General features: G+C 37.8%; 11 protein-coding genes and 1 CRISPR repeat array. All 11 genes read left to right on the top strand.

Features of this window, described 5'->3' with window-relative positions:
- Positions 1–51 precede the first annotated feature (51 nt).
- The gene (gene thrA / locus J4856_RS01285) at positions 52–2,487 is read left to right on the top strand and encodes a bifunctional aspartate kinase/homoserine dehydrogenase I (RefSeq protein WP_025839478.1); all 2,436 of its coding nucleotides are present in this window, start codon (positions 52–54) and stop codon (positions 2,485–2,487) included.
- A gap of 760 nt (positions 2,488–3,247) precedes the next feature.
- A CRISPR array of direct repeats spans positions 3,248–4,580; the repeat unit is 37 nt; unit sequence CTCAGAGAGTATCTTCCATTAGAACAAGGATTAAGAC.
- 436 nt (positions 4,581–5,016) lie between these two features.
- Positions 5,017–5,688 carry a CRISPR-associated endonuclease Cas6 gene (locus J4856_RS01280; protein ID WP_025839854.1) on the top strand — a complete coding sequence of 224 codons (672 nt, stop codon included), beginning with the start codon at positions 5,017–5,019 and terminating at the stop codon, positions 5,686–5,688.
- Positions 5,689–5,698: 10 nt separating this feature from the next.
- Entirely contained in the window at positions 5,699–8,173 is a 2,475-nt protein-coding gene (gene cas10, locus J4856_RS01275) for a type III-A CRISPR-associated protein Cas10/Csm1 (protein ID WP_025839853.1), read from the top strand.
- A 16-nt stretch (positions 8,174–8,189) separates the two neighbouring features.
- Positions 8,190–8,654, top strand: coding sequence for a type III-A CRISPR-associated protein Csm2 (csm2, locus tag J4856_RS01270; RefSeq protein WP_025839852.1), 465 nt, complete (start codon positions 8,190–8,192; stop codon positions 8,652–8,654).
- Between the two features lie 19 nt (positions 8,655–8,673).
- The gene (csm3, locus tag J4856_RS01265) at positions 8,674–9,351 is read left to right on the top strand and encodes a type III-A CRISPR-associated RAMP protein Csm3 (RefSeq protein WP_025839851.1); all 678 of its coding nucleotides are present in this window, start codon (positions 8,674–8,676) and stop codon (positions 9,349–9,351) included.
- 2 nt (positions 9,352–9,353) lie between these two features.
- Entirely contained in the window at positions 9,354–10,355 is a 1,002-nt protein-coding gene (csm4, locus tag J4856_RS01260) for a type III-A CRISPR-associated RAMP protein Csm4 (protein WP_025839850.1), read from the top strand.
- Positions 10,348–11,460 (top strand): type III-A CRISPR-associated RAMP protein Csm5, encoded by a 1,113-nt coding sequence (gene csm5, locus J4856_RS01255; protein WP_025839849.1) that lies wholly within the window; start codon positions 10,348–10,350, stop codon positions 11,458–11,460. Before csm4 ends, csm5 begins: the two co-directional genes overlap by 8 nt.
- Positions 11,461–11,463: 3 nt before the next feature.
- Positions 11,464–12,585, top strand: coding sequence for a PDDEXK family nuclease (locus J4856_RS01250; protein WP_025839848.1), 1,122 nt, complete (start codon positions 11,464–11,466; stop codon positions 12,583–12,585).
- A gap of 9 nt (positions 12,586–12,594) precedes the next feature.
- Entirely contained in the window at positions 12,595–13,923 is a 1,329-nt protein-coding gene (gene csx2 / locus J4856_RS01245) for a TIGR02221 family CRISPR-associated protein (protein ID WP_025839847.1), read from the top strand.
- The gene (locus J4856_RS13070) at positions 13,904–14,260 is read left to right on the top strand and encodes a hypothetical protein (protein ID WP_025839846.1); all 357 of its coding nucleotides are present in this window, start codon (positions 13,904–13,906) and stop codon (positions 14,258–14,260) included. The genes csx2 and J4856_RS13070 overlap by 20 nt, the downstream gene beginning before the upstream one ends.
- Positions 14,261–14,277: 17 nt before the next feature.
- Entirely contained in the window at positions 14,278–15,723 is a 1,446-nt protein-coding gene (locus J4856_RS01240; protein WP_025839845.1) for an ATP-dependent DNA helicase, read from the top strand.
- Positions 15,724–15,938 lie beyond the last annotated feature (215 nt).

Raw genomic sequence — 15,938 nt, 5'->3', positions numbered from 1 at the left:
CCTACCCTATTGTAAAGGGAATGCTAAATAATAACAAATTAGAAATCAGGAATGAAAGTATTAAAGTTTGGTGGAACATCCGTAGGTTCTGTTTCAAGTATTTTAAGTCTGCAGAAGATTGTAGAAAAGGAGGCTAAACATCAACCAGTTATTGTGGTTGTTAGTGCCTTGGGAGGTATAACTGATCAACTCATCGCAACATCCCGGCTCGCTTTTCAAGGTAATGAAAACTGGCGAACGGAGTTCAATTCAATGGTAGCACGACATCATAAGATGATTGATACCATTATCACCAACCCAGAGGACCGTGAGCATCTTTTCAGTAAAGTAGATAGTCTTTTTGAACAACTACAGTCTATCTATTATGGTGTATTCTTAATTCACGACCTCAGTAAAAAGACTGAGGACACTATCGTTAGCTACGGCGAACGTCTTAGTTCAATAATAGTGACAACACTTATTCGTGGAGCGAAATGGTTTGACGCACGTGAATTTATCAAAACTGAAGAGAAGCATGGTAAGAGAAGTCTTGATTCAGAACTGACGAACAAACTTGTCTCAGACGCTTTCGCTGAGCTTCCCCGCATCTCCCTCGTGCCTGGTTTCATAGCACAAGATCGTGATTCTGGCGACATCACCAATCTCGGACGTGGCGGAAGTGATTACACTGCTTCTATCCTTGCTGCCTCGCTCAATGCTGAGGTGTTAGAGATTTGGACGGATGTTGATGGCTTTATGACCGCTGACCCAAGAGTTATCAAGGGAGCTTATACGATTAATGAGCTTTCTTATACGGAGGCGATGGAGCTCTGTAACTTTGGCGCAAAGGTTGTTTATCCACCAACGATTTATCCTGTGTGTGTGAAGAATATACCCATTAAGATTAAGAATACCTTTAATCCTGATGGGCAGGGCACAATCATCAAAGCACACATTGAAAACAATCAGAAACCTATCAAGGGTATATCTTCAATTAAGGGTACAACACTCATCACCGTGACAGGTCTTTCTATGGTTGGTGTTGTGGGTGTCAATCGTCGTATCTTTAGTTCACTTGCAAACAACGGTATCAGTGTTTTCCTCGTGTCACAAGCCGCATCAGAGAACAACACCTCTATCGGTGTGAAGGATGAAGATGCTAACAATGCTGTAAAGGTGCTCAACGAAGAGTTCCGACTTGAGATTGAGGATGGACGTATGTTCCCGATGCACGCCGAGAGTGGCTTGGCAACAGTGGCTATCGTTGGCGAGAACATGAAGCGTACCCCAGGTATTAGTGGTAAGCTTTTTGAGACGCTTGGCCGTTCTGGTATCAGCATCAACGCTATTGCACAGGGTGCATCAGAGATGAACATCTCGTTCGTTGTGAAGGGTTCGGATTTAAGGAAGTCGTTGAATGTACTTCATGACTCTTTCTTCCTATCAGAATATAAAGTACTAAACCTCTTTATCTGTGGCGTTGGCACTGTTGGTGGAAAGCTCATCGAACAAATCAAGAGCCAGTATGAAGAACTTAAAAAGAATTCTAACTTAAAGTTGAAAGTTGTTGGTATCACCTCGTCTAAGAATGCAATATTCAATCGTGACGGTCTAAATCTCGATACTTATCGAGAAGAACTCAAGGAGAGTGAACCTTCAAACCCTGAACACCTACGTGACATGATTCTCAAAATGAATATCTTCAACTCGGTGTTTGTGGATTGTACAGCTTCTAAAGAGGTGGCAGCGCTTTATCTGTCTCTGCTGGAGAATAACATCTCGGTGATAGCAGCCAATAAGATTGCAGCATCCAGTGCATACGATAATTACTATCACTTAAAACAAACAGCCATGCAACGTGGCGTTAAATTCCGTTTTGAAACGAATGTAGGTGCTGGTTTACCTATTATCGGTACTATCAATGACTTACGTAATTCGGGTGATAAAATACTTAAGATTGAAGCCGTATTATCAGGTACGCTAAACTTTATCTTTAACGAAATAGCAGCTGATGTTCCTTTCTCTGAAACTGTCAGACGTGCTAAAGAACAAGGCTATAGTGAACCAGACCCTCGTATCGACCTTAGTGGAACGGATGTCGTTCGTAAGTTGGTCATCCTTACACGTGAGGCAGGCTACAAGGTTGAACAAGAGGATGTTCAGAAGCATCTATTCGTACCAGACGATTATTTCAATGGTTCAGTAGAAGAGTTTTGGAAACGTCTTCCTGCGCTTGATGCCGACTTTGAAGCACGCCGCAAGAAACTTTATAAGGAAGGCAAACGATGGCGTTTTGTTGCCACAATGGAACATGGCAAAACCAGCGTCGGACTGAAAGAGGTTGATGCAAACCATCCTTTCTATAATCTGGAAGGTTCTAACAACATCGTACTTCTCACAACTGATCGCTATAAGGAGTATCCAATGCAGATTCAAGGATATGGTGCCGGGGCATCTGTTACTGCAGCAGGTGTGCTTGCGAACGTCATAAGCATTGCAAACATCTAAAGATATTTAAGAAACATCCTATTTTTCAAACAGAAAAGGGCATACACTGCGTATGTCCTTTTCTGTTTGTAATTTCTAGTAGCCCATCCCCACCCGTCCAGCTTTGACTTTTGACCTTTGACTAAACCCTCCGCACATGTGGTGCATACGCTCCGCACATCATGTGCTGAGCCTCCGCACCACTCGTGCTAAGCACCCGCACTAAACCTGAAGGATATCAGCCGAACAACTGATGAGACTTAACATGCCCAAAGAAGTTATCAGTCGAAGCCTTAAACCCATCCTATCACATTGATAGATATAATCTTACCCTGTTTTAATCAGCCGTAAATCATGATATTTAGAATTAAAAAGTAAGCAAATGTTTCTTTTAGTCCTGATTTCCATAGCCTGAAACCTTGACACTATTTCATCTCCTCTGAGTAGTAGTTTTTTTGTTTTGCCTGTCAGCTTATGATTGCGATACACCAAGACGTCACTAAATAAACGACTACTTCCTACGAATATTACGAACATTAGTTTATTCGGGGCAATCAACTCACACAAAACGTTATAGAGTCAGTTTAAGGGAAAAATGTAAGTCTGATTGAAAAAGCAGCCACAAAATAAAGCATATTTAACAAATTATCATACACAAGTATGATTCTTTATTTGTACCTTTGCAGCCGAAAAGAAAGCAGTTAATTTATGTTAACAGGAGGCTTTTTTAAGATCAAAGACACTTCAAATAGTGATAAATAAAGGAATCTAAGTCTTAGCTCTCAGAGAGTATCTTCCATTAGAACAAGGATTAAGACAACACGAACATAGTTCTCTTGAGGAACAACGTTCACTCAGAGAGTATCTTCCATTAGAACAAGGATTAAGACTGCGTCTTTGCAGATGTAACCTGTAACTGAAAAATCTCAGAGAGTATCTTCCATTAGAACAAGGATTAAGACTCTTAAAATATATTGTTTGAAGTACTTCATAAGTCTCAGAGAGTATCTTCCATTAGAACAAGGATTAAGACTCTTCCAACACCAAACTAAACTACAATTATAATACTCAGAGAGTATCTTCCATTAGAACAAGGATTAAGACAGCTTTATTTTTTCTGTCATAAAGCTGTCTATTGCCCTCAGAGAGTATCTTCCATTAGAACAAGGATTAAGACAAAACATTTTCATATCTTTGTTTCTTTTTATGTCTCAGAGAGTATCTTCCATTAGAACAAGGATTAAGACTCGTACTGAACTTCAGTATGCTCCTCGAATAAGTCACTCAGAGAGTATCTTCCATTAGAACAAGGATTAAGACCCAATGCATCAGCGCCATTTGAGAAATTCAATAGCTCAGAGAGTATCTTCCATTAGAACAAGGATTAAGACAAATATTTATCGTATTTTGGAATTTCCGAGAAAACCTCAGAGAGTATCTTCCATTAGAACAAGGATTAAGACAATTAATGAAATCATACATCACAATGCTAAATGTTACTCAGAGAGTATCTTCCATTAGAACAAGGATTAAGACAGTGCCGCAAAGTGTTGAAATACTGATATTACCGCTCTCAGAGAGTATCTTCCATTAGAACAAGGATTAAGACCAAGCACGTGCGATTGTTGACATCTTGTTGTTGTCTCAGAGAGTATCTTCCATTAGAACAAGGATTAAGACCAAGGTATATATCACATACCAAGTTAACTGTGTCGTTCTCAGAGAGTATCTTCCATTAGAACAAGGATTAAGACAGTGCCGCAAAGTGTTGAAATACTGATATTACCGCTCTCAGAGAGTATCTTCCATTAGAACAAGGATTAAGACCAAGCACGTGCGATTGTTGACATCTTGTTGTTGTCTCAGAGAGTATCTTCCATTAGAACAAGGATTAAGACGCTAAAACCCTTCTTGCGTCCTCAACCTTTAGGACCTCAGAGAGTATCTTCCATTAGAACAAGGATTAAGACGGAAGTATGTTTTTGTTGCAGAATTTCAAAGATATACTCAGAGAGTATCTTCCATTAGAACAAGGATTAAGACCATTGAGAGAGTCCGCAATACCTAAGATAGTGAACTCAGAAAGTATCTTCCATTAAAACAAGGATTAATACTCGCAACAATTATCCTTAACTCATACTTTTGAACATTGACTTGTTTTTCAATCTCATCAATGGATACATGTCTTAAATAAACTTCCTATACGTGAGATATTAGAAGTCTGTTGCTGCCGTCATTCTGATTTCACCATACGATAAACACGCAAACACTTGACTATATAATTTTCGTTATTAAGCCTACTGGTTTCTTGTACCCATTCAACAATGTGCATGTTCAGTGTACATGGAAAATGGTAAACATCATGAATACTTTTTCTATTTCATTAATAAAAATATAAAAAATGATGCACAATTTATTAATTTTTTATATCTTTGCATGCATAGTCCTAATCACCATAAATCATTTCACCGGAAGAAATTCCTTGATAAGAAAGATAGAGATTTAGCGACAAAGTCACTATAAACATTACCTAAGATATGAAAACAAAGAATGACTAAGATAAAAACACTAACCATACAGTTTGACACACCTTTACGGCGTTCAGAGATTCCCTTATTCCGTGGAGCAATTATTGCAGCAATACCATCAAGCAATATCCTTTTTCATAATCACGATGGCTCATCCCTCCGCTATGCTTATCCCCTGATACAATATAAACGTATCGGTGGAAAAGCAGCCATCACCTGTATTGGTGAAGGTGTGGACGCAATGGGAGAGTTTTTCTCTATAAACAAAGATTATAAAATAAGGCTTGGAGAAGAAACAAGAAACTTACCCTTGCAAAATATACAAGCTCAACAAACAGAAATACAATGTTGGGATTGTAAGTTTGATTACCGAATACGGGATTGGCTACCTTTAAATGAGAAAAACTATAATGTATTTAACGAGACAACAGATATTATTGACCGAATAAATATACTTGAAAAGATACTTGTCGGCAATATTCTTTCACTTGCAAAAGGACTGAGTATGAACATTTCTTCAACAATTACCGTTTCTATAACAGACATTGAAAACATACGAGATATTAGATATAAAAGGGTCCCATTACGATGTATGGACATACGATTTAGGAGTAATATATCTTTACCTAATTTTATAGGAATAGGTAAACATACAAGTGTGGGATTCGGTATAATAACTAAAGAAAAAAACTAAAAATTTAAATATGAACAACATAAGAGAACATATCTACTTAGCTGCATTGTTACGTGAGATTGGAAAATTTTATCAAAAAGCAACCACAAAAAATATAGCAATAAATAGTAGAATCAATAATACTGGTGAACTTGAGAAAATCTTCTTTTTAAATAATGAAGATGAAAATACTTTGTGGACAAGACTTTTCATCAAGGAGAATGAGCATATCTTCAAGAGATTGCTTGAAAACTCTCAAAACGAATTTACAAAAAAAGATAATCTAAGAAGTCTTATCAACGCACAATTTCAACAAATAGTACAGATTTTCGAAGAAGCAAAATTATTATCTTCGTCTAAAAACGAGATTGGAGAAGAGGAACCAACAAAGATAGAAAGGAATTGTGACACATACAACAACGACAGATTGATTCCTATACTACAAACTATTGGTAGTCACGGAGAACTTTTAAATAACAAAGAATGGTATCAACTTCCAATAAAGAAGCTAACACCTTCTATAGAAAATTTCCCAAAGAAGACATTTCCGGATGCACCCGATTATAGTAGTCATTGGAATGAATTTAGAAGTGAATTTGAGAGTATGCCTTGTAATAATTATCAAGCATTTTCAGAAACACTCCTAACGCTACTATCCAAATATACTTCCTGTATCCCATCTGGAATATCTAACTCTCCAGACATCTCACTATATGATCATATTAAAACATCAGCTGCATTCGCCATTTGTTTATATGATCTTATGTGCTCAGGTGAAAAAAACAAAGATCGTTTCCTCCTCATCGGCGCAGATTTTAGTGGAATCCAATCTTATATCTATCAGATTATATCAAAATATGCAGCCAAGAACCTTAAAGGAAGGTCTTTTTATGTCCGTGTATTATCAGATGCCGTCGTACGTTATTTGTTGAAAGAACTAAACCTATATCAAGCAAATGTCATTTATAATAGTGGTGGAGGATTTTATCTTTTAGCACCTAATACAACTGATGTTGAAGAGAAGCTTAAGAAAGCTGTCAGAGAAATAGAACAGAAAATCTTTAGAACACACGGCATATCATTATATGTTGCTATTGATAGTATTACTATTTCTGACGATGCTTTACTATATAGGAACGAAGAAGATTTAGGTAATCTATGGGGGAGATTGTTCTTGAAAAGAGATCAAAAAAAGAATCAAAGATATGCAGAGATAATAGCTGAGGACTATAAAAAGTTTTTTACCCCACAATCTGGACTCAACAAATTTGATTGCATCTCAGGCGAAGAAATTCCTACAAACGAACAAAGTTACAAAGAAGGAGAACTATCACCTCTACGCTTCATTACAAAAGAGCAGATTGTTTTAGGCCAGAAACTTCGTAATTTTGATTTTATCATTATCAGCGAAACGGAATTATCTTATTTGATTGACAAAAACCCATTAGAGCCTGCTCGATTAGGCTTCTATTACTACCTTTTAAAAGAAGAGGAATTAATAAAGATAAAAGATAAGATAAAATCAGAGAGAGGGACTCTTACAATTCTGCAATCTAATACAAACAAGATGAATCAGAGCCTTTTGGAACCAAAAGGTTCTTCTAACATCATCTATGGTTTAATCCACTATGGAGGAAACGAATTAGGATGTTCAAAAATACCAACCTTTGAAGAATTGTGCAACAAGTCAGAAAAAGCTTTTAAACGCTTAGGAGTTTTAAGAATGGATGTTGATAACCTAGGACTTGTATTCCAAAAAGGTATTGATTCCACTCGTACATCTATATCACGTTACTCCGCATTAAGCCGTTCATTCGACTATTTCTTCTCTGGATATTTGAATGAAATCTGGAGAGAAATAGCACCAAGAGAATCAATAATAATATATAGTGGAGGTGATGACCTATTCATTGTTGGTAGCTGGGAAAAGACCATTGAAATAGCAAAGCGTATCAAGGAGGATTTTCGTAAATATACTTGTAATAATCCCCATTTATCAATTTCTGGCGGTATAGCTTTGCTAACTTCAAAATACCCCATAATGAAAGGGGCAGAAGAAAGTGCCGTTGAAGAAGAGAGAGCTAAAAAACATCAATGCGATAATAGTGAAAAGAACTCCTTTTCTCTACTCAACATGGCATTAAACTGGGACAAAGAATTCCCTGCCGTTGAAGCTCTAAAAAACGAAATAAAAGACCTACATGTTGACGATGCTATCAAGAGTTCCTTCATATCAAAGATACTAAGGCATAAAATAAATGCAGAGATCAAATCACATAAAATAACTAACTTCAAGACCTATTGGATGATTGCATACGATATGGGAAGAATGAAGAGCCGTACAAAAAATTCACAGGCAAAAGAACTAATTAGTAAATGCATCAAAGAGATATGTAGTAATAATAATTGTCTAAATGGAGAAGCTATAAACTCTTCCTACCACCCATTAGAACTATGGGCATTGGCATGTAGATGGGCAGAACTAGAAATACGAACAAACAGATAAATATAAATTAAAAACTATGGTAAAATCTAACAATGAGAACAGATTCCCTGACCGGGGGAGAAACAGTTGGAATGCAAACAGGACAGAGATAGAAAGTCCGCAAGATGTTTTTACAAAAGCTGGCTTTGACGAAACTTGGCTTACTGAAGGAGCCAATGAAAAACTTCCAGATTTTGCAGAAAAAATTGGGAAGTACATGGCAAGAAATGGACTTACCAATTCTAAGATTCGCAGTATTTATGGCGAGATAAAAAGAATACAAATGGGAAAATTTGAAATCGAAAAAGCCTCATTCTTTTTGCTCCGCCCCAAAGTAGCCTATGCTTTGGGGAGAGATGAAAAAAACAAGGGACTACAACTATTTAAAATTGTCTTCGATAAAACTTACCCTTTTGTCAAGGACCATACAACTTATCATAATTTTTGCAACCTTATAGAGGCTATCCTTGCGTATCATAAAGCGTATGGAGGTAAAGACTAAAACAATAAAAAAATAATCTATGGCTACAACAAAATTAAAAAACAAGATTGTCTATACTGGTATAATCAGATTAAAGACAGGTTTACATATTGGAGGAACGAATGCTGCACTCAACATTGGAGGACCAGACAAGTTTGTCGTTCGAAACCCATTAACCAACATTCCTTATATACCAGGGAGTTCTCTTAAAGGCAAGCTACGAAGTTTGGTAGAATTAGCAAATGGAGAAACAAATGCAGGTAAACCATCTAACGATCCTAACAGTAAGTCTGGTGCGTTATTTGGGACAGCGGGGGATAGTGAGTCAAATCACGCATCAAGGTTAATTGTAAGAGATGCAGTTATGGTAACACAAGCTGACGATGAAGATGAACTAATGATCTTCGGACTTGAACGTTCTGATATACCCGATTTTAGTAATACAGATTTACCATTCACGGAGAGTAAGACTGAAGTAAACATTGATCGTATAACAGCTAAGGCCAACCCTCGAACATTTGAAAGAGTACCAGCAGGAGCACTCTTTAAGTTAGAAATGGTCTTAAATATCTTTGAAGGAGAAAACGAAGATGATTTAAAAAACACTTTAAAACAAGGAATTACTCTGCTACACGACGATTATCTTGGAGGAAATGGTTCACGTGGATATGGACAAGTTGAGATAAAAATAACAAAAGAGGACGTTAAAAAATATTGAGTATGAAAACATTCTCAATCATAAAACTCACCAACCTCTCTCCCATTCATATAGGAATGGGTAGAGAGGTCACTGATAATTCTGCGCATACGTTACATTCCGATACACTTTCTGCAGCATTAGCAGCTATACGAGTACAAACCAAAGGAGCTGAAAGAATAAAAGAGTTTATAAATTCATTTTCTATCAGTTCAGCTTTCCCTTTCTGGGAAGGTCAGCTTTTTTTACCGAAACCACAAGGACGACTGCATGTCAAAGTTGAAGAAAAGGAAGAAAGTGAGATACGTAAAGTGCTTAAAGGTGTCCAATATATAGAAAGTAGTCTGTGGAACAAACTCATTAAAGGAGAAGTCCTTTGTGTAAAACCAAACCAGATACACCGTAACTTACTACTCGCAGAATCATCCAACAGTTTACACCCAATTATTTCACGTTCACAAGTTAACGAGCGCGTCTCTGTTTCTCGCGAAGATGGGAGAGATGCAGAACCTTTCTTCTTCGAGTGGGATTTTTATCATAGTAAAGCAGGATTATATATTCTCACCGATGCAAAAGAAGAATTATTTGAGGAATTATATGACCTCTTCACAATTCTCGGTGAACAAGGTATAGGAACAGACCGAAATATTGGAGGTGGAAAATTCGAGGTTGAAAAAGGAGGAACTATAGAATTAGGAGAAACAAACGAAAATAGTAACGGACAGCTTCTGCTCTCTCTTTTTATCCCGACAGAAGAAGAGCTACCAAAAATCAATCTCAAAAGTTCACATTACAGCATTCTGCTCCGAGGTGGCTTTATGGCTGGTAGTTATAATGAAAGACTCCGGCATCTTCATAAAAAAAACATATATATGTTCAACGTCGGTTCTTTCTTCAAAACAGAAGACCATTTACAAGGGAAAGTCGTAGATTTACAACCTAATTGGAATAGTGACGAAATCCATCCTGTTTACAGAAGCGGATTACCTCTCAGCGTACCTGTTAAAATGATAAACTATGAGTAAAGTTAAAATAGATATCGTAAGTAGAATTCATATTGGTTCTGGCGATACACTGCAATATGGAAGTGATTTTATTAACTTTCAAGAAGACAATGACAAATGGATAGGCATTATATCTCCTCGTAAGATAATGTCACTAATAAAAGATGATACAAAAGCTTTAAACGCCTGGATAGCTACTATTGAACGCAAGAAGTCTATAATTGATTTTATGAAGGCTTATGTCCCAGATGCTATTATAGATGATTATTGTATCCGAATAGACCAGACGTCTGAAACGCTTAAAGAAACTGATACGCTTCAAACTTTTATTCATGATGCACTTGGCAGGCCCTACATCCCAGGAAGTTCGATCAAAGGCGCAATACGTACTGCTATTCTTTCTAATATCATCAAAGATAAAACTGAAATAAAGAATAGTATTAACCCCTCAAAAATAAATGCAAGGGCAATAGAACAAAAGTTGTTAGGAGAGAATCCTAACAAGGATATATTTCGCTTTCTGAAAATAGGAGATGCAATCTTTGGTGATTATTACGAAAATATTGTTAGATTATACAGTATTAATGAACGAGAGAAAAACAGCTTCTGGGATACGACTAAGGGTCAAATGGTTGAAACATTAATGCCTAAAGATTCTTCTACCTGTGATATGAAACTGGATTTAAATGCTTATAAAAATGCAAAAGAATGTGTTCAAACGCTTCCTGAATGTATGACATCTTTAAAAGATATCTTTTCCACTATCAATCAACATTCAGAAACATTATTAAATCAAGAAATAAAATATTGGCAGGATCAAGTTGATAAACCAAATGCTGACAACGTTGATAAATACATAAAAGGCTTAGATACAATTATGAATCAAATTCAGCAATGCAAAAAAGAAAGTAAGAGTACGTGTATCCTAAGATTAGGAGCAGGTTCTGGCTGGCGATTCATTACAGGGGCATGGGCAGAGAATCTTGAAAACTTCAACGAAGACATTGTACCAGCTGCACGCCCTCATAATCAAAGATACACTGACTATAGTTTTCCTAAGTCAAGAAGAGTTGACAAGAATTGTAAACCTTTAGGTTTTATTCGTATGACATTATTAGAAAGTTAAGTAATGAAGAAAAAAATACACATAGCACTCGTTGGTGGACAAACTATGCCAATTTTCCTTGGCATAAAGGAAAGTTCTCCAGATGAGGTTCTACTTGTACATTCAAAGAAAAGCCTGTCTGAAGCTAAGCATATAAAAGAACTATGTTCAGAAAAATGCCAGTTACTTGAATTCCCACCAGTTGACTATGAAGCTATTAAAATATCTGTAGAATCATTATTAGATAGACTTACTGATGATGAAATTACCATCAATCTTTCAGGGGGAACAAAACCATGGGCTCTTTTGTTCGCTTTACAAACACAAAGAATGGAAAATGTTACTCTATTATACATTGATCAGAATGGTATTTGTTATGACTACACACAACAAAAGAAATGGAGAAGCAAAGGTCTTAGTATGAAGGAAATCATGCTATATAATGGTCAGCCCGCAGAAAGACATACCTTATTAGACGATTATACAGAAGACGACTTTAAAGCAATGCGAGCTATCAAGGCGATAAGACAGTACAATTTCAAAGAATTCAAAGAACTAACGACTCCTCGCAAAGAAGGACAAATAAAGATAAACAATCAGAGTAAAGGAACACTTCGGACTTCAAATAGCTCATATATAGAATGGGATAAAAATGAAAATCGAGTGACCCTTTCACTGTATGGCAGATCTGGATTTAAAGAGAGTACCTATGAATCCCCTCACATCATGCAGATTATCTTTAACTCAGGCTGGTTTGAATATGAAGTCGCACAAATGATTAGCCAGTGGGAATATGCAAAAGAAGTATGGTTAAATAACATTTATCCATACAATAACAAATTACCAAAAAATGAGATAGATGTAATTATCAACACGGGATATAAACTACTTATGGTTGAATGCAAGACACAGATATATGACAACACTGATATTGACAAATTCAATACTGCAGCCAAAAACTATGGTGGGCTGGGCTCGAAAGCTATCTTTATAACAGATGCAAAGATGAGACCTGAAGCTATCGAAAAATGTTCTGATAGCCATATTCTCTCATTCAGTATGAAAAATTTTAATAATCACCATTCTGCACAAGAGACATTGTTTCAACTGCTTAACCAAGAACTATTTTACACAAATACTAGATAAGAGCTATTTATGGCACGAAAACTATTCATATCCGTTCTCGGAACAGGTCTATACGAAAAAGGTGTATATACACAGGGAGACTTCAGGTCAAGTGAAACAAGATTCATCCAGCAGGCAACACTTGAGTTGATTGGATGTAAGGAAACTTGGACAGAAGAAGACAGGATTTGCCTCCTGCTCACAGACAAAGCGAAAGAATCAAACTGGGAGGTATCATCACGCAAACATCCACATACGAAGGAGGAAATAGCCTATGAGGGACTGAGCACTTTACTCCAGAAAATGGATTTACGTTCACATATTATACCTGTATCAATCTGCGATGGGAAGAATGAGGACGAAATGTGGAAGATATTCCAGACTACATTTGAACAGATACAGGATGGGGATGAACTTTACTTCGACCTTACTCACAGCTTTCGCTATTTACCAATGCTCATTCTTGTTCTTGGTAATTATGCCAAGTTCCTAAAAAATATACGTATAGCACACATTTCATACGGCAACTATGAAGCACGCAACGAGGAGGGGTCTCCTATTGTAGATTTACTACCGCTGACAGTTCTTCAAGACTGGACCTTTGCTGCTGCCGATTTCCTGCACAATGGACGTAGCGAGCAGCTGACACAACTCACCCAACAGGTTTTTAAGCCAATTCTTCGTGACACTCGTGGACAAGACCAACAGGCGCGAGCACTCAGGGATTTCTCAGACGCTCTGAATAATATTACAAACAATCTTCAAATGTGTCGTGGATTAAATATTACAGAGGAAAAGGGCATCTGCCGTCTGAAAGAGTCTATCAACCAGTTATCTGAGGACATCATTGCTCCTTTAGTTCCTGTGGTGAAAAGGATAGAGCGGTCATTTACAAAGTTTATCTCAGACGCTAATATCCTTAATGGACTGCATGCTGCACAATGGTGCTACGACAACCACATGTATCAACAGTCTATAACAATTCTGCAAGAAACGATTGTAACCTATATCTGTAATAATAATGAACTCTCAAAAACTGACAAAGATGCACGAGCTCTGGTCAATGCGGCTTTCTACATTGTAGAGGAAAAACTACAGCAGGAGGAAGAGAAATGGAAACTGCCGAACTATGGTGAGAATTACGAGGCTATAGACAAGGTAAGAGAACTTATTAAAGATCCTGACGTAGAAAAACTTTCCAGAAGCTTTAAAACAGCTACCGATGTTCGTAACGATTTCAACCATGCTGGATTCCGTCCTAATCCAATGTCTGCAGATAGACTGACACAGAAGATTGATGAAAGCATAAAAGAAGTGCATAATATTATATCTGACAATTATGTTCATCAACCTCTCTAACCACCCTTTCGCTACCTGGTCATCCTCGCAACTATCAGCTGCAAGGGAATATGGTGAACTGCAGGAAATTGCCTTTCCGAATATTGACCCGAAACTTAGCAAGGCTATCGTACAGAAGGAGGCTGATGCCTGTGTAACGATGATACTGGAGACCTACCCTACAGAAAACCTAACGGTACATATCATGGGCGAACTTACTTTCTGCTACTATGCCGTCAGACTACTGAAGAAGGCGGGAATACGTTGTGTTGCATCTACTACAGAACGAATTGTAGAGGAGACAGAAGACCATCAGAAACTTGTACGTTTCTCCTTTGTCCAGTTCAGAGAATATTAATCATTGCTATCAAAGAAATGACAGAAAAGAAAGACAAGCAGATAATTCTGACACCTTCCCAACAGCAGGCTTTCAATAAGTTGAAAGACTTTGTCAATGGTAGTAGTGCCAATACATTCATCCTTACTGGATATGCTGGAACTGGAAAGACTACACTGATGAAGACACTCATTGAGTGGATAAACGAGCAAAACAAAGAATTCCAACTGCTTGCCTCGACAGGCAGAGCGGCAAAGATTCTCAGCAACAAGACAGAATGTGAGGCTAAGACAGTTCATAGTTGTATCTATACCTTTGCAGATTTCAATCAGGATATCGAGAAGGTTGTCGAACAGATTGACGATTCGAAAGGTATTGATGATACAGGACAGTTACTATTGCAATTTACACCAATCTTAGCAAAGAATTCTGATTATAACCGCAAAGTCTATATCATTGATGAAGCATCTATGATTTCTGATTTTCCCGATAAAAACCCTACTCAGGCTATATTTGGAACAGGAAGATTACTACACGATCTCATCAACTACGATTTCAAAGGCTGTTTTATCTTTGTAGGTGATGCTTGTCAGCTACCACCTATTGCACAAGACTTCTCGCCTGCGCTTGACAAAGAATATCTGGAGGATGTTCACAATATGACTGTTGAACGTGCTACGCTCAATGAGATTGTACGTCAGCAGGATGGCAACGACATTGTCGTCGCTGCCACACGTATGCGCACACTCTATCAGAATCCGCCTCAAGTGAAATGGGGAAAGTTTCCTTTCCGTGGTTACAAAGACATCAAGATACATCCTAATCAGCTATCAATCGTCAATGCCTATATCAACAACGTAAAGCAGAACGGTTTTGAAGATGCTACCCTACTCTGTGGAAGCAATGCTGCCTGCAACACACTGACGAGTATCGTACGTCCTGCACTCGGTTTCAATAAGTCCTTACTTGAAGTGGGCGAACTATTGCTTATCACTCAGAACAACAATACGACAAGGCTCATGAATGGTGACCTCGTAAAGGTTATCTCTACAGAACGGCGCGTAAGACGTGCAGGACTCACCTTCCTGCAAGTTGAAGTGGAAGAAATGGTAAGCAAGCAAACTTTCTCTCTCTTCCTCATAGAAGACATTCTATATGGTAATATGACCAATCTTACACAAGATTCTCAAAAAGCACTCTTCATCGACTTCTACCGACGAATGAAAGAGCAGCATATCAAACCCAAGACTGAAGACTTCAAGGATGCTATGTTTAACGACCCTTACCTCAATGCCCTCCGAGCTGTCTATGGTTATGCACTTACTTGTCACAAGGCACAAGGAGGAGAGTGGAAGGACGTGTATCTCGACATCCCCCGACGCCTCAGCCACTCTCCGAAGCGTTCAGTCTATCAGTGGCTCTACACTGCTATGACACGCGCCAGTGATTGTCTACATGTAGCAGATGATTTCTTTATTGGTTAAATAAAGACCGTCAAATAAGAGCTATTGCTCTCTGATAAAACGAGGATGTACAGGACCTCCGCACCATTAGTACGAACGCTCCGCACACAACGTGTTAAGCGTTAGCACCACGGGAAAAGGAGGCGAAAAAAATGAGAATCATCTTCCTTGTAACAAGATAAAGCATTTCTCCTGACATCTTACCTAAAATAGGCAAGTTCTATCAGACATCAATA

It is taken from the genome of Prevotella scopos JCM 17725, from assembly GCF_018127785.1.
Lineage (GTDB): Bacteria > Bacteroidota > Bacteroidia > Bacteroidales > Bacteroidaceae > Prevotella > Prevotella scopos.
This window is presented reverse-complemented; position numbering and strand designations above follow the sequence as displayed.